Annotated in this window: 13 protein-coding genes and 3 pseudogenes; 14 read left to right on the plus strand and 2 right to left on the minus strand. The window is 59.8% G+C overall.

The window, feature by feature from the left end:
• Positions 1-346: 346 nt before the first annotated feature.
• The 12 genes from ltrA (ACVMDN_RS04030) to tnpB (ACVMDN_RS04085) all read left to right on the plus strand — a co-directional run bounded on the left by ltrA (ACVMDN_RS04030) (position 347) and on the right by tnpB (ACVMDN_RS04085) (position 15173).
• Positions 347-1624, plus strand: coding sequence for a group II intron reverse transcriptase/maturase (ltrA, locus tag ACVMDN_RS04030; RefSeq protein WP_456835603.1), 1278 nt, complete (start codon positions 347-349; stop codon positions 1622-1624).
• Between the two features lie 240 nt (positions 1625-1864).
• Positions 1865-3515 (plus strand): IS66 family transposase gene (gene tnpC / locus ACVMDN_RS04035; RefSeq protein ID WP_456835602.1). Its coding sequence is split into 2 segments (ribosomal slippage): positions 1865-2370 and positions 2369-3515, totalling 1653 coding nucleotides; the frame shifts between segments, so codons are not numbered across the junction.
• 478 nt (positions 3516-3993) lie between these two features.
• Entirely contained in the window at positions 3994-5403 is a 1410-nt protein-coding gene (gene ltrA / locus ACVMDN_RS04040) for a group II intron reverse transcriptase/maturase (RefSeq protein WP_456835601.1), read from the plus strand.
• Between the two features lie 521 nt (positions 5404-5924).
• The gene (ltrA, locus tag ACVMDN_RS04045) at positions 5925-7307 is read left to right on the plus strand and encodes a group II intron reverse transcriptase/maturase (protein WP_456835857.1); all 1383 of its coding nucleotides are present in this window, start codon (positions 5925-5927) and stop codon (positions 7305-7307) included.
• Between the two features lie 831 nt (positions 7308-8138).
• Entirely contained in the window at positions 8139-9686 is a 1548-nt protein-coding gene (gene amaB / locus ACVMDN_RS04050; protein WP_456835600.1) for an L-piperidine-6-carboxylate dehydrogenase, read from the plus strand.
• Positions 9687-9729: 43 nt separating this feature from the next.
• Positions 9730-11430 carry a thiamine pyrophosphate-binding protein gene (locus ACVMDN_RS04055; RefSeq protein ID WP_456835599.1) on the plus strand — a complete coding sequence of 567 codons (1701 nt, stop codon included), beginning with the start codon at positions 9730-9732 and terminating at the stop codon, positions 11428-11430.
• 398 nt (positions 11431-11828) lie between these two features.
• Positions 11829-12206, plus strand: coding sequence for an IS66-like element accessory protein TnpA (gene tnpA, locus ACVMDN_RS04060; protein ID WP_176937120.1), 378 nt, complete (start codon positions 11829-11831; stop codon positions 12204-12206).
• Between the two features lie 50 nt (positions 12207-12256).
• Entirely contained in the window at positions 12257-12502 is a 246-nt protein-coding gene (gene tnpB, locus ACVMDN_RS04065; protein ID WP_456843607.1) for an IS66 family insertion sequence element accessory protein TnpB, read from the plus strand.
• A gap of 19 nt (positions 12503-12521) precedes the next feature.
• Positions 12522-12866 carry a hypothetical protein gene (locus tag ACVMDN_RS04070; protein ID WP_456835597.1) on the plus strand — a complete coding sequence of 115 codons (345 nt, stop codon included), beginning with the start codon at positions 12522-12524 and terminating at the stop codon, positions 12864-12866.
• A complete protein-coding gene (locus ACVMDN_RS04075; RefSeq protein WP_456835596.1) occupies positions 12844-13107 on the plus strand; it encodes a recombinase family protein in 264 nt (87 codons plus the stop codon). Before ACVMDN_RS04070 ends, ACVMDN_RS04075 begins: the two co-directional genes overlap by 23 nt.
• Positions 13094-14929 (plus strand): recombinase family protein, encoded by a 1836-nt coding sequence (locus ACVMDN_RS04080; RefSeq protein WP_456835595.1) that lies wholly within the window; start codon positions 13094-13096, stop codon positions 14927-14929. The genes ACVMDN_RS04075 and ACVMDN_RS04080 overlap by 14 nt, the downstream gene beginning before the upstream one ends.
• 37 nt (positions 14930-14966) lie before the next feature.
• Entirely contained in the window at positions 14967-15173 is a 207-nt protein-coding gene (gene tnpB, locus ACVMDN_RS04085; protein ID WP_456835594.1) for an IS66 family insertion sequence element accessory protein TnpB, read from the plus strand.
• A 675-nt stretch (positions 15174-15848) separates the two neighbouring features.
• Here the strand turns inward: tnpB (ACVMDN_RS04085) and ACVMDN_RS04090 are convergent.
• Positions 15849-16609 (minus strand): IS5 family transposase gene (locus ACVMDN_RS04090; RefSeq protein WP_210185730.1). Its coding sequence is split into 2 segments (ribosomal slippage): positions 15849-16264 and positions 16264-16609, totalling 762 coding nucleotides; the frame shifts between segments, so codons are not numbered across the junction.
• Between the two features lie 161 nt (positions 16610-16770).
• Here ACVMDN_RS04090 and ltrA (ACVMDN_RS04095) point away from each other — a divergent pair.
• Together ltrA (ACVMDN_RS04095) and tnpC (ACVMDN_RS04100) are read left to right on the plus strand one after the other, a co-directional pair.
• Positions 16771-17772 (plus strand): annotated as a pseudogene (gene ltrA, locus ACVMDN_RS04095) (group II intron reverse transcriptase/maturase); the annotation flags it as partial.
• Positions 17773-18012: 240 nt separating this feature from the next.
• Positions 18013-19677, plus strand: a pseudogene (gene tnpC / locus ACVMDN_RS04100) (IS66 family transposase).
• A 499-nt stretch (positions 19678-20176) separates the two neighbouring features.
• Here the strand turns inward: tnpC (ACVMDN_RS04100) and ACVMDN_RS04105 are convergent.
• Positions 20177-21826 (minus strand): annotated as a pseudogene (locus tag ACVMDN_RS04105) (MFS transporter).
• Position 21827: the final 1 nt, after the last annotated feature.

Below are 21827 nucleotides of genomic sequence, written 5' to 3' on the forward strand. Positions count from 1 at the left end.
ACGCGTTGTGGCCTCGAAAAAGTCAGCAACCCGAAGGCCGAGCCCGCGGTTTCAAGGCGAAGGCAGCATAGACAGCCGAAATCTGACCGATGCGGCTGTTCACTTCGGCGGGGTGGAAGCGACAGCACGATGACAAGGACATGCTGAGCAACTGGAGAAGCCCTCCTCGTCCCCGGCGAGAAATTGTCGGAGCAAGGTAGGCTGTATAACCGGCGACACCGGGAAAGCGGCCGAAGACGAGAGGGTGGCGGCCGGGTCCGCAGTAGCTGTGAAGCGGAGTAACCCCCGTGGAGCGAAGGGGCCCTGCCATTTGTGACGTCTCTAACGTAAGGAAGGCAAGGACGAGATGACAAAGGCGTCCATTGATTTGCAGGACCTGAGGAGGAGACTATACGTCAAGGCGAAGGCTGAACCGTCCTGGCGTTTCTGGGGTCTATACGTTCACGTCTGCAAAGTGGAAACGCTACGCGCGGCGTATGAGATGGCCAAAGAAAACGACGGCGCTCCGGGAATAGACGGGGTGACCTTCGAGGCCATTGAAGCGCTAGGCGTAGACGCTCTGCTTGAGCAGTTGCGGGACGAACTGACCGGGCATACCTATCGGCCACTTCCGGCACGGAAACAGGAAATACCGAAGGATGGGAATAAAGTTCGCATCCTCTCGATTCCGGCGGTCCGTGATCGGGTGGTTCAAGGTGCGCTCAAGCTCATACTCGAACCTGTCTTCGAGGCGGATTTCCAACCGGGATCGTTTGGGTATCAGCCTAAGCGGACAGCGCATGATGCGATCAAGCGAGTGACAGATGCAATAGCTCAAAGGAAGACGCGCGTTCTCGATTTTGATTTGCGAGCCTATTTCGACAACGTCCGGCATGACCGGCTATTGGCGAAGGTGGCGCAGCGGATCAACGACGCGGACGTCATGCATCTCCTAAAAGTTATGCTGAAAGCCGCTGGCAAGAAGGGAGTTCCGCAAGGCGGTGTGCTTTCGCCCTTGCTCAGTAATCTTTACCTCAACGAGGTTGACAAGATGCTGGAGCGAGCGCGAGAAGTCACACGGAGCGGCAAGTACATCAATGTCGAATACGCGCGTTTCGCGGACGATCTGGTGGTCTTGATCGACGCCCACAAACGTCATGACTGGCTGATTGGTGCTGTGACCAAGCGACTTCGAGAGGAGTTCGACAAGCTGCAGGTTGAAATCAATGATGAGAAGAGCCGCATAGTCGATCTAGGGCGAGGCAAGAGCTTCGGCTTTCTGGGTTTTGACTTTCGCTACATCCGCAGCTTGCGGGGAGCGATGCGGCCGCACTACACGCCCAAGCTGAAGAAGCGAACGGCGTTACTGCGGGATCTGAAGGAAGTATTTCGTCGGCACCGATCGCAACCGATTGGCAGGGTCATCAACCTGATCAATCCGAAGCTCCGGGGCTGGGTGAACTACTTTTCGGCTGGACACTCTGGCAGGTGTTTCAGCTACATCAGAGATTGGGTGGAGAAAAAGGTCAGGCGCCATCTGGCGCGGGCACGGCAACGAAAGGGCTTCGGCTGGGAGCAGTGGAGTAAATCATGGCTGTACGATACCCTGAAGCTGTTCAACGACTACCGGGTAAAACACGGCTGACGAAAGCTGCCCAGCGTGATAGGTCCCATAAACCTTGATGCGAAGCGAATGGGGGCGCGTAGTGCGGGAAATCCGCATGCTGCGTGCGATGAGGCGGGGGCTGGAAACGTACACATCCAAGGCTCTTGGATGTGCGGCGCGCCAGTCCTCGACCCTACCTCAAGAAACCCATCGGCCGACGCGGATCGGATAGCCGCTTTTACGGTTTGAATCTGCTGCTTGATCTGATTCAATAGCTTCATGATATCGAAGCCGGACGATCTTCCATCGGACCTTGCGAGTGCCCTGGCGGCGCCGCAGGCCGAGCGTGAGGCGCGGCTGCGAGCCGAGGCGGTGGCTGCCAGTGTGCGGGCGGAGCTGTCGGACAACGAGGCGCTGATCGCGCATCTTGAGCTGCGGATCGAGAAGCTCAAACGCGAACTGTACGGGCAGCGCTCCGAGCGCACGGCGCGGCTGCTCGAGCAGCTGGAACTGGAGCTCGAAGACCTCGTCGCCACGGCGAGCGAGGATGAGCTTGCGGCGCAGGCCGCAGCGGCGAAGACGCAGAGCGTCCGCCCCTTCACGCGCAAGCGGCCGGTGCGCAAGCCCTGGCCGGACGACATCGAACACGAGCGCGTCGTCATTGACGCTCCGACGAGCTGCGCCTGCTGTGGTGGATCGCGGCTGGCGAAGATCGGCGAGGATGTGACCAAGACGCTGGAGGAGATTCCGCGTCGATTCAAGGTCATCGAGACAGTGCGCGAGATTCACCTGCCGCGATTGCGAGAAGATCAGCCAGCCGCCTGCGCCGTTCCATGCCACGCCGCGCGGCTTCATTGGCCCACAATTGCTGGCGACGATCCTGTTCGACAAGTTCGGCATGCATATCCCGCTCAACCGCCAGAGTGCGCGCTTCAAGGCCGAGGGGATCGACCTGTCTTTGTCGACGCTGGCGGACCAGGTCGGCCACGGCACCTTCGCCGTTATGCCGCTCTTCCAATTGATCGAACGTCATGTGCTGGCTGCCGAACGTCTTCATGGCGATGACACCACCATCCGTATCCTGGCGAAGGGCAAGTGCACGACCGGGCGGATCTGGACTTATGTGCGGGATGACCGGCCCTTCGCCGGGCCTGCGCCGCCGGCGGCGGTCTATTACGCCTCAAGCGACCGACGAGGCGAGCATCCCCAGAAGCATCTGGCCGCCTTCGCCGGTATCCTGCAAGCCGATTGCTACAACGGCTTCGAGCCGCTGTTCGACCCGCAGAAGAAGGTGCTGCCGATCACGCCGGCGTTTTGCTTTGCCCATGCGCGGCGGGGCTTCTTCGAGCTGGCTGACATCGAGAAAAATGCTCGGGAAGGCAAGAAGGGCAAACCGGTCTCTCCGATCGCGCTGGAGGCGGTCAAGCGCCTCGATGCGTTGTTCGAGATCGAGCGCGCCATCAACGGCCGCAGCGCCGACGAGCGGCGCGCCGTGCGCCAGGAAAACAGCAAGCCGCTTCTCGAGGACATGCACGCCTGGTTGCTGCGTGAGCGCGAAACTCTGTCGCGCTCCTCCGAGGTCCTGAAGCCTATGAATTACATGCTCTGGCGCTGGGACGACTTCGGCCGCTTCCTCGACGATGGCAGGATCTGCTTGACCAACAATTGCGCTGAGCGCGCATTGAGAGGCATCGCCTTGGGAAGGCGCAGCTGGACCTTCGCTGGTAGCCAGCGTGGCGCCGACCGTGCCGCCATCATGCTGACGATGATCACGACTTGTCGCCTCAACGACGTCGATCCCAAGGCCTGGCTCGCCGACGTCCTCGCCCGGATCGCCGATCTTCCCGCGTCGCGCCTGCACGAACTGCTGCCCTGCGAATGGAAGCTCCTGCGCCAGGCCGATAAGCCTGCCGGTCAGCAGGCCGCCTGACCTTCACGCAACGCCATCATAGAGCCCGCCGCGCCCGCGCGCATGCGTCAATCAGGCGGTCTTCGTCGTATGCGTAGTGCGCCAGTGAAACTGGCGAAGGATAGTCGATGAAAGTTCGATACAGGAAAGGAGTAGCGACCCACCCTGACCCCGAGTCATGCGGAGGCGTCCGTGAGGGCGACTTCGAAGCGTTGACAGGGGAAACCGCAGGCCAGCCATTGAGCCGCGAAATCGAAAGTCTGGAGCGCCGACGCAGTTATGCAATGCGGAAGGCAACACGTTGGACGGCGTTTATCGCAAGCCACCCAACGGCTCCACGCGGTCGGAGACCCTGAGCATGCGGGGAAATCCTTCGCACAGGAACTGGGAGATCTCGTCGTCGCCCGAGGGGGAACAACCTTCGGGCAGGCTGGGGAAGGCTGAATGCCGTAAGCCCAGCACCACCGTCGACGAGAAGTCGGATGTCTGCACAGTACCAATGAACGATCTGAACAAGAGCGACGGGTCCACACCGATGCTCGCGGAAGGTCCGGAGGGAAGGCGGGCAGCCAAGGGCAATAGCAAACATCCTCCCGTGCCCCGGACACAGAGCCGGACCAGCGCGTCGACGAGGCTGGATGTTATACGTGAACTGGCAAGACGGAATAGGAAGACACGGTTCACAGCGCTGATGCACCATGTGACGCGCGAACTGCTAACGGAAAGCTTCAGGCGACTGAAGCATTCCGCTGCATCCGGCGTCGACGGAGTGACATGGCGTGACTACGAGGAAGGACTCGACGAGCGAATCGAAGTGCTTTGGGACGCGGTCCAGTCAGGTCGCTATCGGGCACTCCCGTCTCGCCGAGTGTATATCCCCAAGATAAATGGCAAACTGAGAGCGCTCGGAATCGCAGCGTTGGAAGATAAAATCGTCCAGCACGCGGTGGTGGATTTTCTCGGCTTTTCCTATGGATTCCGGGAGGGGCGGAACCAGCACCAAGCGCTGGACGCACTGTGGATCGGCGTTCATCAGAAAAGAGTGAACTGGGTGCTCGACGCTGACATCCGTTCGTTCTTCGATACGATCGATCACGAGTGGATGATGCAGTTCCTCGAGCACAGGATCGCAGACCGCCGGCTCTTACGACTGATACGCAAGTGGTTAACCGCTGGCGTTGTCGAAGGTGGATTGAAGTCCGTAGCGCGAGTAGGTACTCCGCAAGGAGCAGTGATCTCACCGCTTCTTGCTAATATTTACTTGCACTACGTCTTCGACCTCTGGACTCATCAGCGGCGAAGTAAGTCGGCAAAAGGGGATGTCATCGTCGTCCGCTATGCGGACGACAGTGTCATGGGCTTCGAAACAAAGTCCGAGGCCCTGCACTTTCTCGACGCACTGCGTGAGCGGATGGCGAAGTTCGGTCTGTCGCTGAATGAGGAGAATACGCGGGTATTGGAATTTGGACGGTACGCGGCCGAGCGCCGCGCACGCCGGGGGCAACGCCGCCCGGAAACGTTCGACTTCCTCGGGTTCACGCACATCTGCACGGTGACCCGGATAAACCCGCACTTCACAATCCGGCGCGTGACCATCGCCTCTCGCTTGCGGGCGACGCTGAGTGCGATACGACAGGACCTGATGAAACGTCGTCATGCGCCTATCGGTGAGACCGGCGTTTGGCTCCGTCGCGTGATGCAGGGATACCTGAACTACCACGCGATCCCGGGGAACCTGAAGCGGCTCGGCATGTTCCGCGCCGAGGTCTGCCGGGCCTGGCTGCGCTCGCTTCGTCGACGCAGCCAGCGCTCTCGCATGACCTGGGAAAGGTTCCGACGATTCATTGGGCGATACATCCCGAAAGTCCGCGCATGTCATCCGCATCCCAACCCAAGGTATACGTCATGACCCAAGGCAGGAGCCGTATGCGGTAGTTCCGCACGTACGGATCTGGGCGGGTTGCGCCTTGCAAGCGCGTTGAAGTCTGCCGTCTGAGATGACGGCCGCGGCAAAGCCTAGCGAGCAGCCGCGAACCGAGTCTTGCGTGGCGTCCGGTAACGGCCGTTGCGAAGCGTAGACAGGGAGGTTGTAGGCCGGAATGAAGTGAACGGGAAAATAGCCCCGAAATCGAACGTGATCGGAGTAGCCGACCCTGTCTCTCAAAGGGGAAGGCGGAACCGCAGGCCGCGACAACGCGAGCGGTCAGAGGTGCTCCCGGGGTTCGTACCGCCAGCATGCAATCAAAGGAAGCAGCGTGAACAAGGGAGATCCATCCGGTTCAAGCGCAAGCTTGTAAGACCTGCCAAGCCGCTGAGGTGAGAAGGGTCTGACGACCGGGTGGAAGTCAGACTGACCGATAGTACTCCGAGGACGGGAGAGCCGGCCACATGGGGAAGCGGTCAGCGGTAGTTGAATTGTTCTTGGGCGACATGGGCTCCATTCAACGGGAGTTACGGCCTTCTATGCAAAGAGAAGATCAGCTGACCATGGAAACGAAACTTGAACAAATAGCAGTGAAAGCTCGGCGCGAGACAAATCTTCGCTTCACCTCGTTGGCCCATCACATCACGCGCGACCGAGTGCAAAAGAATCTATTACAGATTCCGAAGCGCTCCGCCGCCGGGGTGGACGGACAGACGGTGGAGGCGGCGAAGGAGAGCTTCGAGGACTGGATAGGGCCAATGCTCCAATCCATCCATCGCCAGGGATATCGGGCGCCGAACATTCGGCGGGTCTATATCCCCAAGCCCGGTAAGACGGAGAAGCGCCCCCTCGGGGTTCCAACTGTCGCCGACCGGGCGCTCCAGCGCAGCACGGCTGAGGTGCTGGCCGCTATTTACGAGCAGGACTTCTTACCCTGCTCGTTCGGCGGCAGGCCGAAGCTCAGCGCCCATCATGCCTTGGCGACCCTCAATGAGGTGATCGCCGGCGGCATGATCAGCTGGGTGTTGGAGGCGGATTTGAAGAACTTCTTCGGGAGTCTCGATCATGATCGGGTCCTCCGGTTTGTCGAACATCGAGTCGGTGATCCGCGCCTGATCAGCTTGATCCGGCGCTGGTTGAAAGCGGGCATCCTGGAAGACGGAGCGGTGCACCCGAGCGAACAAGGAACGCCACAAGGCGGATCGATCAGTGTGCTTTTGAGCAACCTCTACCTTCATTACGTTCTCGACCTCTGGTTCGAACGCGTGGTGAAGGGTCGGTTGCGGGGCGAAGCCCGACTGGTGCGCTATATCGACGACTTTGTGATCTGCTTCCAATATCGATCGGACGCCACCCGCGTACAGGAGGCCTTGCGTCTTCGGTTGGGGAAGTTCGGCCTCACTCTAGAGCCGACCAAGACCAAGTTGGTCGAGTTTGGTCGGTTCGCGCAAAGACATGCGGGCAAACGCGGCAGAAACCGCCCGGAAACAATCTACTTTCTGGGGCTGACGCTCTATTGCACGCGAAACCAAAAAGGCAACTTCAAGGTTGGGATGCGCACCGAGAAATCTCGGCTAAAGCGCAGCCTTATGTCTCTGCAGGAGCTGATGCGGCAAATACGGCATTACAAGATCAGTGACCAGGCCGATGAAATCAACCTCGTCCTGCGCGGCCACTATGGCTATTACGGCGTCGCCGGAAATCTCCGGAGCCTCGTAAAAGTCTATCGGGCCGTGGAGCGTTACTGGCGCGGAATGCTGCGCAGCCGCAGCTGGGCAGGCCGACGCCTCACTTGGGACGCCTTCAACCAAATCAAAGAACGGACACCGTTGCTGAAGCCTAAGCTGCGCCTCCCTTATCGGGAGCTGCAAGCGCTTGCAGTGCTGTGAACCAACTGTCGAAGAGCGTCGGTGCGGGAAATCCGCACGCCACGTTCTGTGGGAACCGGGGGCGGGCGACCGCCTCCGGTGACCCGGTGGGCACGGAGAAATCCGTGTCCCTACCGCGACCGGTAAAGCTGCCTGTGTACGGCAAGCCGTTCAAATCGGAGTGCACCGCCATATACCTGGATCGCGAAGGCTGCCTTCAATGGCATTAACCCGTGGCCGAAGCGAAGAGGGGCAGGGCCGCTGTCGCGTCCAAGGCCCCGCGAAGGTCTTACGAAATGACATCAAGACGATCGGCGCGGACAACGCCCTGCACGACTCTCGACTAAAATGAGCAGCCGCGCTGTTGAATTGTTATATTGTCGGGAAAACAGGAGCAAGCGAGGAGGCAATCACCGGTATACGCCTCCTCGAACTGCACGATTAGACCAGAAGGAGTATTCGCATATGAATGCCCAAAAAATTCGGAGTGTCACGCGACGCCTAATCTTTTGAACGACATGAATTCCAGCGGGCTTACGCTGGGCACTGCAGAATTTCTATCTCAAGGAAATCAGCTTCAGTACAATCATAGCAGGGGCAAAGTCGTCACGCTGAGAGCATTGAGCGATGCGGGCGAATTATGATCTGAGTGAGGACGGTCGTTCGGAGGACGCCGTCATAGCAGCGCTTGGACAGTGCCTCTCGAGCGCTCTCCCTTGCAGGATTTCCTCAATCCTGAGCCGACTTATGCGGTCTTTCCGCGCCGGGACAGTTTAGTATCAAGCGATTCCTGCTAGGAATTATCTGTATCCATCTGCCTCTTGATAGGGCACGACCTTCGGTTCCGCGAAAATGCAAACGCATAAGCTCGATCTTCCCGGTGAGGTCGACAGACTGCTCACAAAGCTCAATTTGAGCCGAGCCCTCTATAGTGAGGGGGAGCTCAAAGTGCGAACGCCCGTTACAGGCGAGGTCATCGGACAGGTCGAAGAAACGACGGTCAGCCAAGCCGTCGCGGAAATCGAGGCAGCCGCTAGAGCCTTCCGTGAATGGAGGTTAGTGCCTGCGCCCCGACGTGGCGAGCTTGTGCGGCTGTTCGGTGAAGAATTGCGCGCTAACAAAGAGACCCTCGGCCGGTTGGTTTCGATTGAGGTTGGTAAAATCATCTCTGAGGGGCTTGGTGAAATCCAAGAGATGATCGACATGTGCAAATTCGCCGTCGGCCTCTCTCGGCAGCTCTACGGTCTTACAATGGCGACCGAACGTCATGAGCATCGGATCATGGAGACGTGGCATCCGATGGGCGTTGTGGGAATTATCTCGTCCTTCAATTTTCCTGTCTCGGTCTGGGCCTCGAATGCGGCCATCGCCCTTGTGTGTGGCAACAGCATCGTTTGGAAACCTTCTGAAAAGACGCCATTGACCGCCTTGGCGGCGCAGGCCCTTCTCGAGCGTGCCTTGAAGCGTTTTAATCAGGACGGCGGTAATGCGCCGGAAGGGCTTTCGACGGTACTCGTTGGTGGTCGCGAAATTGGCGAAGTTCTCGTCGACCACCCAAAGGTGCCGGTGGTCTCAGCCACCGGATCGACGACGATGGGCCGTGCTGTTGGGCTGCGGCTCGCCAATCGGTTTGCACGCGCAATTCTGGAGCTGGGCGGAAACAATGCCGCGATCGTTACGCCTAGCGCTGACCTCGAACTGACCCTGCGCTCTGTCGCTTATGCGGCGATGGGCACGGCTGGCCAGCGCTCCACGACTCTTCGGCGTCTGTTCGTACACGAGAGTGTCTACGACGCGTTCGTGCCGCGCCTAAGGCAAGTCTATGCGTCGGTGTCCGTCGGGAGTCCTCTCGATCCGAAAACTCTGGTTGGGCCTCTGATCGATGCGACCGCTTATCGCGCCATGCAGAGGGCGCTTGACGCGACGAAGAGTGCCGGGGGCAAGGTATATGGCGGCGAACCAGTCGCGATCGACGGCGCGTCGGATGCTTACTACGTCCGCCCGGCTTTGGCCGAGATTACTTCGCAAGCCGGGCCGGTCGAGCACGAAACCTTTGCTCCAATCTTGTACATTTTGAGGTACGGCGATTTAGACGCTGTCATAGAATTGAATAACGCCGTTTTGCAGGGCCTCTCGTCCTCGATTTTCACGAATGACCTTCGTGAGGCAGAGGCCTTCTTGTCCGCACGAGGATCGGATTGCGGGATAGCAAACGTCAACACCGGTACTTCCGGTGGCGAGACCGGCGGCGCCTTCGGCGGCGAGAAGGAGACTGGCGGCGGGCGTGCGGGCGGGTCCGATGCTTGGAAGGCCTATATGCGCCGTGCGACCAACACCATCAATTATGGTCGCGCCCTACCACTGGCCTATGGCGTCAAGTTCGACGTTCCGCAAGACTGACATAAGCGTGTCCTTTTCACACCCATATCTCCCTGAGTAGAATATGAAATCAGACTTTCAGCATATCAAACAAGGCCGGCGGACGGGTGCCCAGGTCTTGGTCGACACACTCCGTCTGCACGGGGCCAACACGGCTTTCTGTGTTCCTGGGGAGAGCTACCTAGCTGTGCTTGACGCGCTCTACGATGTCCGCGACGAGTTCAAGCTAGTCGTCTGCCGCCATGAAGGCGGCGCGGCGTTCACGGCCGAGGCGCACGCTAAGGCGACCGATACGCCGGGCATCGCATTCGTATCACGCGGGCCTGGAGCGACTAATGCCAGCATCGGCCTGCACACCGCATTTCAAGATTCGACTCCGATGATCCTGTTTATCGGCCAAGTTGCACGGGGCACCAGTGAGCGCGAGGGATTCCAAGAGATCGAATATCGACATATGTTTGGTCCCATGGCGAAGTGGGTTGGTCAGATCGACGACGCCAGGAGAATTCCGGAATACGTCAGCCGCGCCTTTCACACCGCGATGTCCGGCCGGCGTGGCCCCGTTGTGCTGGCGATCCCTGAAGACATGTTGACAGATGTCGTTTCGGTGATCGACGGGGCGCACTATCAAGTGCCGCAGCCTCACACGTCTACAGAGGACATGAAGCGCATCTCGGCATTGATTGGGAAAGCCCGGAGGCCGCTGATGGTCTTGGGCGGCAGCGGATGGACCGCACAGGCCTACAGCGATATCGCGCAGTTTGCGGTGGCTTACAACCTCCCCGTAGCGTGTTCGTTCCGCCGCCAGGATTTGTTCGACAACTACTCAGCCAATTACGTCGGCGACGCGTGCGGGACGCCAGCGCTGGACCGTCGAATCCTAGAAGCCGACCTGTTGCTCCTCGTCGGAGCTCGGATGGGAGAGGTTCCGTCGAACGGATACACGCTGCTGGACATCCCGCGTCCCAAGCAGTCCATCGTGCACGTGCACCCAGGTGCTGAGGAACTGGGAAAGCTCTATCAGGCAGACGTGTTGGTGCATGCGAGCATTCCCGCGTTCGCAGCGCAGGCAGCGCGGCTCGCGCCTGCGATTGCGCCAACCTGGCGTGAGTGGACGGCCGACGCACATCAGGAGTACCTAGATTCCTTGAAGTTGCCCGCGCAACCGGGCTCAGTCGACATGGGTCAGGTCGCGATCGTCATGCGTCGCGTGCTCCCGCGCGAGACCATCATCGCGCATGGCGCAGGTAATTTCAGTTATTGGGCCTTGCGGCATTATCAATACAGCCGCTTGGGCACCATGATCGCTCCTACGGCGGGATCTATGGGCTACGGCCTTCCAGGAGCAATAGCCGCAAAGATGGCGCATCCTGACCGCCCGGTAGTTTGCCTGACGGGCGATGGTGACTTCCTCATGACCGGCCAAGAACTAGCGACCGCGGTGCGGTATAAGCTGCCAATCGTGATCATTATCGTCAACAACAGCATGTACGGCACGATTCGCTTGTTCCAGGAACACGAATACCCAGCTCGTGTGCATGGCACCGACCTGTTCAATCCTGATTTCGCCGCTTATGCACGCTCGTTCGGCGCAGACGGTGTAGTGGTCGACCGTACAGAGCAATTTGAACCGGCACTCACCGCGGCGCTCGACATTCAACGTCCTGCTGTTATTGAAATTCGGATTGACCAAGAAGCTTTGACACCGGAGAAGACGTTGTCACAAATCCGTGCAGCAGCGAAGGAACGGATTGAGCGAGGTTGAAGCGCGCTTTTTAACGCGCAGTTCCTCTTGGCCGGCTTAAGAGCGGTCATGAGGTCGAGCAGGGACATGTTGCGGGCCCCGGGGCCATGCGCCGCCAGCGCGGTAGTATTTGCGTTGCTTCATGCTACGTCTAGGATTTCGCGAACGCGTCCCCCGCTCGAGGGCTTCAGGCTAGCAGCTCGCTAGCGACTACCTCGGCAGCTCTATAACTACATCACCAACGGTGCGGCAGATGAACTCTCTTGCGCCGAAACTGCGCAGATTTCGACCACTACACCTTCGTGCCACGCATGCTTGCAGTATCCCTCCGTTGAGGGCCGCCTTGTTTGACGAACGCGATCGCTGCAGGTCCTAGGGGTAATCCTAGGAGAAGCGCTATGACGATTTCGAGGGCGGAGGTGATCACGTCGGTCGAGCGGCGGCGCCGCTGGTCGCAAGATGAGAAGGAACGGCTTGTTGCAGCGTCGCTGGAGCCCGGCGCCAATGTTTCCGAGGTGGCTCGCGTGGCCGGGCTTCATGTGAGCCAGCTGTTCAGGTGGCGCAAGGAGCTTTGCAGGCACGGCGAAGCGAGCATAGCGCCGTTTGTTCCGGTCGAGATTGGGTCGTCCGCGCCACCGCGGGAGGTGGCCGAAGCGCCGTTGACGACGACGACGCGTCGACGCAAGAGCCACGGCATCATCGAGATTGATCTTGGTACCGGGCACCGCATCCGGGTCGATGGCGACGTTGATGGAGACGCGCTACGTCGTGTTCTCGATGCTTTGGTCCGCCGATGATCCCAGTTCCCACGGGCGCGCGAGTGTGGCTCGCGACAGGCTACACGGACATGCGCCGAGGCTTTCCGTCGTTGGCACTCCAGGTGCAGGAGGTGCTGCGCAAGGACCCGCTCAGCGGTCATCTGTTCGTCTTCCGCGGTCGCCGAAGCCAACACGCGACATTCTGCATACAGTCTTCGAAGCGCGACAATTGCATATCCGTGGCATCCGCTTTTTGGGCGGACGCTTCAGGTCGCACCTTTCCGACGCGGCAAGGATTTGAAATGCATCTACACCGAGGAGCGGCGTGGGTTTAGCCGCGAGGTTCCCAATTGGATGTTCGACGAAAGCTACTGTGCCGGCATGGCGCTTGGGCCGCCGCGGGTCAGTATTGAGGGGCTCAACGAATTTGCTGCTGTTCTGAAGCTTCTCGGCACGACTCAGGCGTCGGGCGCACGATCCCTTCCTTCAACGAAGAGGGAGAAAGGACGTGCGGAGAAAACACCAATATCGCGAACCGATGCAACTGGGTCTGGATCTGGGGCATCGGATTCCCCAGAACCCGCTGGGCGCCAATCCCAAGGCCTGATCCAGGCGCTCGCCGATCTCCTGCTGGAGGCGGCAGGCGTCGAGACCGTTCAGATGACGGGAGGTGATCATGAGCATCAAGATCACGCCTGATCACCTCAGCCGCGTCGCCGTCGTCTATGTTCGCCAATCGACGATGTCCCAAGTCATGGGGAATCTCGAAAGCCAGCGGCGGCAATATGACTTGGCGCAGGCCGCGGAAGCCGCCGGATTTAAATCGGTGACGGTCATTGACGACGATCTTGGCCGCTCAGGTTCCGGCAGCACTCAGCGGCCCGGATTTGAGCGCCTTGTGGCGATGGTGTGTTCGGGCGACGTTGGTGCCGTCTATTGAGGCATCGCGGCTGGCGCGCAATGGACGCGACTGGCATCACTTGATCGACCTATGCGCCCTCGCCGGGGCGTTGGTCATCGATCCCGACGGCGCCTATGATCCGCGGCTTGTCAACGACCGCCTGCTTCTCGGACTGAAGGGGACGATGTCGGAGTATGAGCTGAGCCTGCTTCGCCAACGTGGAATCGCCGCTCGAGACTCCAAGGCCCAACGCGGCGAGTATCGCTTCATGCTTCCACCCGGATTTTGTTGGAATGAACTCGGCAAGATCGAAATCGATCCCGACGAACATGTGGCGGGAGTGGTTCGACTCGTCTTCATGAAGTTCCGCGAGCTCGGCAGCGCCCGGCAGGTCTTTCTTTGGTTGCGCGCCGCCGACATCAAAATGCCTGTGGTTCTGAGGAACGTTCAACTCTACAAGCTCAGCTGGAAGGCGCCGGCCTATCACACGGTGATGCAGATCCTGCACAATCCGCTCTATGCTGGCGCCTATGCGTTTGGCCGAATCGCCCAGAAGACACGGATCGTGGACGGTCGCGCCCGCAAGGTCAGCGGGTTCAAAAAGCCGCGGGAGGAATGGAATGTCCTCCTGCGCGACAATCATCCCGGCTATATTAGCTGGCAGGAGTATGAAGACAATCAGAGGCTGCTGCTTGAAAACGCGCACATGAAGAAGAATTGCTCACGCAAATCGGCGCGCGGGGGACGCGCACTTCTGACCGGCTTGATGCGGTGCGGACGTTGTGGGCGGATGATGCGTGTGTTCTATGGCCAGGCCAAGGGGAATGCCCATCGTTATCAATGCCGCGGCGATGCTGCCCATGTCGGTGCAGGCTTGTGTATCGGCATCGGCGGAGTGCGGGTTGATCGTGCGGTCGCGCTGCAAATCCTTGAGGCGGTCTCCGATCGGGCTGTTGAAGCAGGGATATTGGCGTCCGACCAGGTTGAGCGCTCGAGACAAGAGATCATCGGCGCCGTCGAACGGGAGCTCGAAGTTGCGCGCTACGAAGCATCCCTTGCCGCACGCAGATATGAGCTTGTGGATCCGGCGAAGCGTCACGTTGCCCGTGAACTCGAGGCGCGCTGGAATGGTTCGTTGGAGCGGGTTGCCGAGCTTGAGGGAAGGAGCAAGGAGCTGCGCGCTGCGTCGGCGGAAAGTCCCAAGATCGACCGCGCCCTACTTCTGCAACTTGCGCATGATCTGCCGCGGGTTTGGAATGCACCATCCACGGACACACGCACCAAGCAGCGGCTGGTTCACATCGTGGTCCGAGAGATCGTTTGTGATCTCGATGAGAACGCCAATGAGGCAGTTCTGCTCATCCACTGGACCGGTGGCCGGCACACCGAGGTTCGTGTTGCTCGCGTAAAGACGGGCCGATATCCGGCCGATATGGCACCCACTGCCGTTGACGCACTTCGCAAACTCGCTGGTCATTGGCCTGACCGGGAGCTCGCCGTGTCGCTCAATCGGATGCGCTGCAAGACCGGCGACGGCGAAACCTGGACGACTGTTCGCGTGCGGGAAATGTGCGAACGCCTGGGCTTGCCGGAATACAACCCCGCATCATCCGACGGCAAAATGATCAGCCTTGCGAAGGCTGCGGCACACTTTGGGATTTGCGTCGGATCAGCAAAGAGCCTCGTGCTGAAGGGCATCCTGCCGGCAACGCAAGCGATCAAGGGGGCGCAATGGTTGGTTCCGGTCGACGCGCTGACGTCGGAGTCAGTGCGCATAGCGGTGCAGCGCGTGATCGAACGTCGGCCGAAAAACTACATTGATTATCAGTACGATAGGTTGATCCGCCTGCCTGGAATCTGACAAAGGGACGTACAATGAAACGAGCTGTGGCGATCTTGTGAAGGTGATCTGGCACGATGGCCAGGGAGCATGCCTGTTCACCAAGAGACTCGAGAGAGGAAAGTTCGTCTGGCCATCGGTTGCGGGTGAAGCTGTGACGATCTCGCCGGCTCAGATGAGCTACCTGTTGTCCGGAATCGATTGGCGTAACCGTGTGTCCAGCAAAGGCTGGCGTGTCCAGTGGGAGGCAATCCCACCAGGGTAAAAGTCAGAGCCCTGTAGTTTGGATAGCAGAGAGGAGGGAAACCGAATTTTTGAAGCCTATCGACAAGGTCTCCGGAAAGGGAGATCACGAGTCATCGGGCCGTATCGAGAGAGAACGCGTTGTGGCCTCGAAAAAGTCAGCAACCCGAAGGCCGAGCCCGCGGTTTCAAGGCGAAGGCAGCATAGACAGCCGAAATCTGACCGATGCGGCTGTTCACTTCGGCGGGGTGGAAGCGACAGCACGATGACAAGGACATGCTGAGCAACTGGAGAAGCCCTCCTCGTCCCCGGCGAGAAATTGTCGGAGCAAGGTAGGCTGTATAACCGGCGACACCGGGAAAGCGGCCGAAGACGAGAGGGTGGCGGCCGGGTCCGCAGTAGCTGTGAAGCGGAGTAACCCCCGTGGAGCGAAGGGGCCCTGCCATTTGTGACGTCTCTAACGTAAGGAAGGCAAGGACGAGATGACAAAGGCGTCCATTGATTTGCAGGACCTGAGGAGGAGACTATACGTCAAGGCGAAGGCTGAACCGTCCTGGCGTTTCTGGGGTCTATACGTTCACGTCTGCAAAGTGGAAACGCTACGCGCGGCGTATGAGATGGCCAAAGAAAACGACGGCGCTCCGGGAATAGACGGGGTGACCTTCGAGGCCATTGAAGCGCTAGGACCGATCGACATTCATTGCATCCAGATCATTGCGGCAGCGAGATGGATGAAGCCGGTAAAGTTGTCAGATCGCCTGTCATAACGGGTTGCCAAGCGTCGGAAGTGTTTGAGCTGGCAAAAGCAGCGCTCGATGCGGTTGCGCTGTTTGTATGCGTCGGCGTCGTGCGGAATGATGATCCTGCGGGTGCGGTTTGACGGGATCACCGCCGTTGCGCCGATTTCCGCGATGATCGCACGCAGGGCGTTGCTGTCATAGGCCTTGTCGGCGAGCACGGCATCGCCGCTTTGGCCGTGGAGCAGTGCCGGCGCCTGGGTGATGTCATTAACTTGCCCAGCCGTGACGATGAAGCGGAGCGGACGGCCGAGCGCATCAGCCAGCATGTGGATCTTGGTGGTCAGTCCACCTCGGGAACGCCCCAGCGCCTGATCTTTGGCCCCCCTTTTCCGCTCGTCGCCTGCTGGTGGGCGCGAACGATGGTGCTGTCGATCATCAGATACTGGTTGTCGCGATCGGCGGTCAGAGCAGCGAACACGCGCTCCCAGACGCCGGCATGGCACCAGCGGCTGAAGCGCTGATGCACCGTTTTCCACTTGCCGTACCGTTCCGGCAGGTCGCTCCAGTGTGCGCCCGATCGCAAAACCCACAAACATCCGTTGACGAACAGTCGATTGTCCGCAGCCGTACGTCCCGGGTCGCCAGCTTTCCCCGGCAGCAGTGGCGCAATCCTCGCCCATTGCGCCTCCGTCAGCTCATATCGTTTCGCCGCCACCATCTGCTCCGTGTCTCGAATCACGGAACTCTATGAATCAGCGATCAAACCGCTTGGGAATCCTGAATGTCGATCGGTCCTAGGCGTAGACGCTCTGCTTGAGCAGTTGCGGGACGAACTGACCGGGCATACCTATCGGCCACTTCTAACTTCCGGCACGGAAACAGGAAATACCGAAGGATGGGAATAAAGTTCGCATCCTCTCGATTCCGGCGGTCCGTGATCGGGTGGTTCAAGGTGCGCTCAAGCTCATACTCGAACCTGTCTTCGAGGCGGATTTCCAACCGGGATCGTTTGGGTATCAGCCTAAGCGGACAGCGCATGATGCGATCAAGCGAGTGACAGATGCAATAGCTCAAAGGAAGACGCGCGTTCTCGATTTTGATTTGCGAGCCTATTTCGACAACGTCCGGCATGACCGGCTATTGGCGAAGGTGGCGCAGCGGATCAACGACGCGGACGTCATGCATCTCCTAAAAGTTATGCTGAAAGCCGCTGGCAAGAAGGGAGTTCCGCAAGGCGGTGTGCTTTCGCCCTTGCTCAGTAATCTTTACCTCAACGAGGTTGACAAGATGCTGGAGCGAGCGCGAGAAGTCACACGGAGCGGCAAGTACATCAATGTCGAATACGCGCGTTTCGCGGACGATCTGGTGGTCTTGATCGACGCCCACAAACGTCATGACTGGCTGATTGGTGCTGTGACCAAGCGACTTCGAGAGGAGTTCGACAAGCTGCAGGTTGAAATCAATGATGAGAAGAGCCGCATAGTCGATCTAGGGCGAGGCAAGAGCTTCGGCTTTCTGGGTTTTGACTTTCGCTACATCCGCAGCTTGCGGGGAGCGATGCGGCCGCACTACACGCCCAAGCTGAAGAAGCGAACGGCGTTACTGCGGGATCTGAAGGAAGTATTTCGTCGGCACCGATCGCAACCGATTGGCAGGGTCATCAACCTGATCAATCCGAAGCTCCGGGGCTGGGTGAACTACTTTTCGGCTGGACACTCTGGCAGGTGTTTCAGCTACATCAGAGATTGGGTGGAGAAAAAGGTCAGGCGCCATCTGGCGCGGGCACGGCAACGAAAGGGCTTCGGCTGGGAGCAGTGGAGTAAATCATGGCTGTACGATACCCTGAAGCTGTTCAACGACTACCGGGTAAAACACGGCTGACGAAAGCTGCCCAGCGTGATAGGTCCCATAAACCTTGATGCGAAGCGAATGGGGGCGCGTAGTGCGGGAAATCCGCATGCTGCGTGCGATGAGGCGGGGGCTGGAAACGTACACATCCAAGGCTCTTGGATGTGCGGCGCGCCAGTCCTCGACCCTACCTCAAGAAACCCATCGGCCGACGCGGGTCGGATAGCCGCTTTTACGATTTGAATCTGCTGCTCGATCTGATTCAATGGCTTCATGACATCGAAGCCGGACGATCTTCCTTCTGACCTCGCGAGCGCCTACCTTGCGCTGCTGGCCGAGCGAGAGACGTTGCAGGCTGAGCGCGATGTCGCCGTCGCGGATGCCGCCAGTGCGCGGGCGGAGCTGTCGGACAACGAAGCGCTGATCGCACATCTTGAGCTGCGGATCGAGAAGCTCAAGCGCGAACTGCACGGGCAGCGATCCGAGCGCTCGGCACGGCTGCTCGAGCAGTTGGAGTTGGAGCTCGAGGAACTCGTAACCACGGCGAGCGAGGATGAGCTTGCCGCTCAGGCCGCGGCGGCGAAGACGCAGAACGTCCGTCCCTTCACGCGTAAGCGGCCGGTGCGCAAGCCTTGGCCGGACGATATCGAACACGAGCGCGTCGTCGTTGAAGCTCCAACGACCTGCGCCTGCTGCGGTGGATCACGGCTGGCGAAGGTCGGCGAGGATGTGACCAAGACGCTGGAGGAGATCCCGCGCCGCTTCAAGGTCATAGAGACGGTACGCGAGAAGTTCACCTGCCGCGATTGCGAGACGATCAGTCAGGCGCCTGCGCCGTTCCATGCCACGCCGCGCGGCTTCATCGGTCCACAATTGCTGGCGACCATCCTGTTCGACAAGTTCGGCATGCATATCCCGCTCAACCGCCAAAGCGCGCGCTTCAAGAGCGAGAGGATCGACCTGTCGTTGTCGACGCTGGCGGACCAGGTCGGCCACGGGACCTTCGCCGTCATGCCGCTCTTCCACCTGATCGAACGCCATGTGCTCGCTGCCGAGCGCCTTCATGGCGATGACACCACCATCCGTATCCTGGCGAAGGGCAAGTGCACGACCGGGCGGATCTGGACTTATGTGCGGGATGACCGGCCCTTCGCCGGGCCTGCGCCGCCGGCGGCGGTCTATTACGCCTCAAGCGACCGACGAGGCGAGCATCCCCAGAAGCATCTGGCCGCCTTCGCCGGTATCCTGCAAGCCGATTGCTACAACGGCTTCGAGCCGCTGTTCGATCCGCAGAAGAAGACACTACCAATTACGCCGGCGTATTGCTTTGCCCATGCCCGGCGAGGCTTCTTCGAGCTGGCTGACATCGAGAAAAATGCTCGGGAGGGCAAGAAGGGTAAACCGGTCTCCCCGATCGCACTGGAGGCGGTCAAGCGGCTGGACGCGTTGTTCGAGATCTAGCGCGCCATCAACGGCTGTGACGCTGACGACCGGCGCGCCGTCCGCCAGGAACAGAGCAAGCCGCTTCTCGACGACATGCACGCCTGGCTGCTGCGCGAGCGCGAAACCCTCTCGCGCTCGTCCGAGGTCCTGAAGCCGATCAACTACATGCTCAGGCGCTGGGAGGGCTTCGCCCGCTTCCTCGACGACGGCAGGATCTGCTTGACCAACAATTGCGCTGAACGCGCATTGAGAGGCATCGCCTTGGGACGGCGCAACTGGACCTTCGCCGGCAGCCAGCGTGGGGCCAACCGTGCCGCCATCATGCTGACGATGATCACGACGTGTCGTCTCAATGACGTCGATCCAAAGGCCTGGCTTGCCGACGTCCTCACCCGTATCGCCGATCTTCCCACTTCGCGTCTGCACGAACTGCTGCCCTGGGAATGGAAGCTTGTGCGTCAGGCTGCAGAGCCCTCCGATCAGCGGGCCGCCTGATCTTCACCCAACGCCATCATAGCGCTCTCGAGACCCGCGCGCATGCGTCAATCGGGCGGCCCTCGTCGTGTGCGTACTGCTTGCAAACAATTGAGCTATTCGGTCGCGGCCACGCCCCCTCGAACTTCGCCACTGGGCATGGGCCGCGATGTGGTGCTATCGCGGGACGTGGTATGCTTAAGCGAGCTGCTGCTCAGGAGATGGACGTTCTCGCCATATAGCCAGCGCTTCTCTACCTCCGATCGTCGCCGCCGCGATGGCGCCCGACACGTGGTCCCAGGCACGAGTGCCCCCAAGCGTGAGGTGCTGGTCACATTATCTCCTTGCCGAGAACCGGTCGTACAAAGGTGTAGAAATGCAATGCAGCCGGCGGATTGTTTTATGCTTTGCCAGCAGAGCGATCGGGCCCGTGGGCAGACCGGCTACCGGCGGATCGGAGCTTTGATGGCGAGCAGCTTGTCCTAAATCGCATCGAGCTTGCCGCAGTTCTTCAGCCTTGCTACTGCCTTCTACCGCACTTGCAATCAACGGGCTGCACCTCTTTCAACTCGCGGGCAGGAACGTCCTCCTGGGAGCGCACCGATCCGAACGGGCGCTCCAGCATGCGGCGGACGCGCACTGGGTCCGGGCCGATGTGGAAAGCGGCCGCTTTCTTATCTAGTTCGCGGTCCGACTGTGTCCAGCGGTTGCGTTGACGCAAATAATCAAGCCAGGTCGGGCAGTGATAGCGCTCGGTCCACAGTTCAGGATCGGCGATGTCGCGGGCGATTGACCAGCCATAGGCGCCGTTCCGCTGGCGTGACAGTTGCACGTTCTGCATGAGATTGTGAAATGTCCGCGCGTTCTCCTGAGCAACCCTATTCGATCTCGACCCCCAAGGGCCCGCTGCGCCCGGTAAGCGAGAGCCGCGCCTTGGGATCGACCACGATCTCGGGGTCCTCGCCGTGCGCGCTGGTGCGCGGCATTCGTAGCCAGAGCCCGAGCAGTGGCGAGAGCAGCATCAGCGCGGCGGAGATGAGCAACGCGTTATCGACGCCGGCGGCATCGGTCAGGCGGGCCCAAAACCAGCTGCCGATGGCAGCTCCGCCGGAGATCGCAGCCTGATAAATTGCAAGCGACCGGCCCGCTACCCAGCGCGGCGCGGAGAGCTGCACGCCAATATTAAACAACGTGCTTGTCATCATCCACATCGCACCCGCTACGACGAGCGCAGCGGCGGTCAAGATTGGCTCGCGACTCACGGCTACCGCCGCGATTGCGCCACCGACCGACAACGTACAGGCGCGCACCGCGACCTCGCCACTCATTCGCTTACGCACCTGGGCAATGTTGAGTGCGCCGATCACCGCACCGAGACCGAAGGCGCCGAGAGTGATGCCATAGATCTGTGCGCCGCCGTGCAATAGGTCACGCGCCACCAACGGCATCAGTGCCGAAATAGAGCTGCCAATCAGCCCCGTTACCATTGCCCGGGCAAGCACGATCTTGATTGAAGGCGAATTAGTGATGTATCGCACACCCGATATTGTCGCGCGACTCAGTCGTTCGCGCGGCAGCCGCGATGGCTATGCTACGCGTTTCCAGAAGAACAGCGCCACGATTAGCGGCAGAAAAAGAAATGCGTTAAGCGCGTAGGCCGCGACTGCTCCCCCGGTCGCAACTACGATGCCACCAAGAGCCGGCCCGAAGCTGCGCGCGACGTTGTAGCTGATGCCATTGAGCGCGACTACCGCCGGCAGTGCGTCAGGTGGTACCTGTTCGGTGACGGAAGATTGCCAAGCCGGGGACATTAAGGCCAACCCGCTGCCGATCACAAAGCAAAGCACCAGCAACAGATTCGGCGTGGTAAGGCCCAGCCATTCTAGCGCGGTCAACGCCGTCGCGCCGCAAAGTGCGCGATCAGCGCCACGATGCGCCGGTCATACATGTCGGCAATGGCACCAGCCGGTAACGAAATTAGCATCACCGGCAGCATCAAAGCCGTCACAACGAGAGCGACTTTGTCGGCCGACGAGGTCATTTCCGTCATTGCCCAACTCGCACCGACAAACTGGATCAAGATGCCTAGATTGGACAACAAGCTCGCTAGCCAAACACGCCGGAAGGTGGCATAGCGCAAGGGAGCGGTGATCCAGCCCGCACCGACGATG

The sequence above is a fragment of the Bradyrhizobium sp. USDA 4510 genome, assembly GCF_054059095.1.

What these genes read in the sequence shown, in the direction of transcription:
- ltrA (WP_456835603.1), top strand. Translation starts at nt 347, where the DNA reads ATGACAAAGGCGTCCATTGATTTGCAGGACCTGAGGAGGAGACTATAC.
- ltrA (WP_456835601.1), top strand. Translation starts at nt 3,994, where the DNA reads ATGAACGATCTGAACAAGAGCGACGGGTCCACACCGATGCTCGCGGAA.
- ltrA (WP_456835857.1), top strand. Translation starts at nt 5,925, where the DNA reads ATGGGCTCCATTCAACGGGAGTTACGGCCTTCTATGCAAAGAGAAGAT.
- amaB (WP_456835600.1), top strand. Translation starts at nt 8,139, where the DNA reads ATGCAAACGCATAAGCTCGATCTTCCCGGTGAGGTCGACAGACTGCTC.
- ACVMDN_RS04055 (WP_456835599.1), top strand. Translation starts at nt 9,730, where the DNA reads ATGAAATCAGACTTTCAGCATATCAAACAAGGCCGGCGGACGGGTGCC.
- tnpB (WP_456843607.1), top strand. Translation starts at nt 12,257, where the DNA reads ATGCGCCGAGGCTTTCCGTCGTTGGCACTCCAGGTGCAGGAGGTGCTG.
- ACVMDN_RS04070 (WP_456835597.1), top strand. Translation starts at nt 12,522, where the DNA reads ATGTTCGACGAAAGCTACTGTGCCGGCATGGCGCTTGGGCCGCCGCGG.
- ACVMDN_RS04075 (WP_456835596.1), top strand. Translation starts at nt 12,844, where the DNA reads ATGAGCATCAAGATCACGCCTGATCACCTCAGCCGCGTCGCCGTCGTC.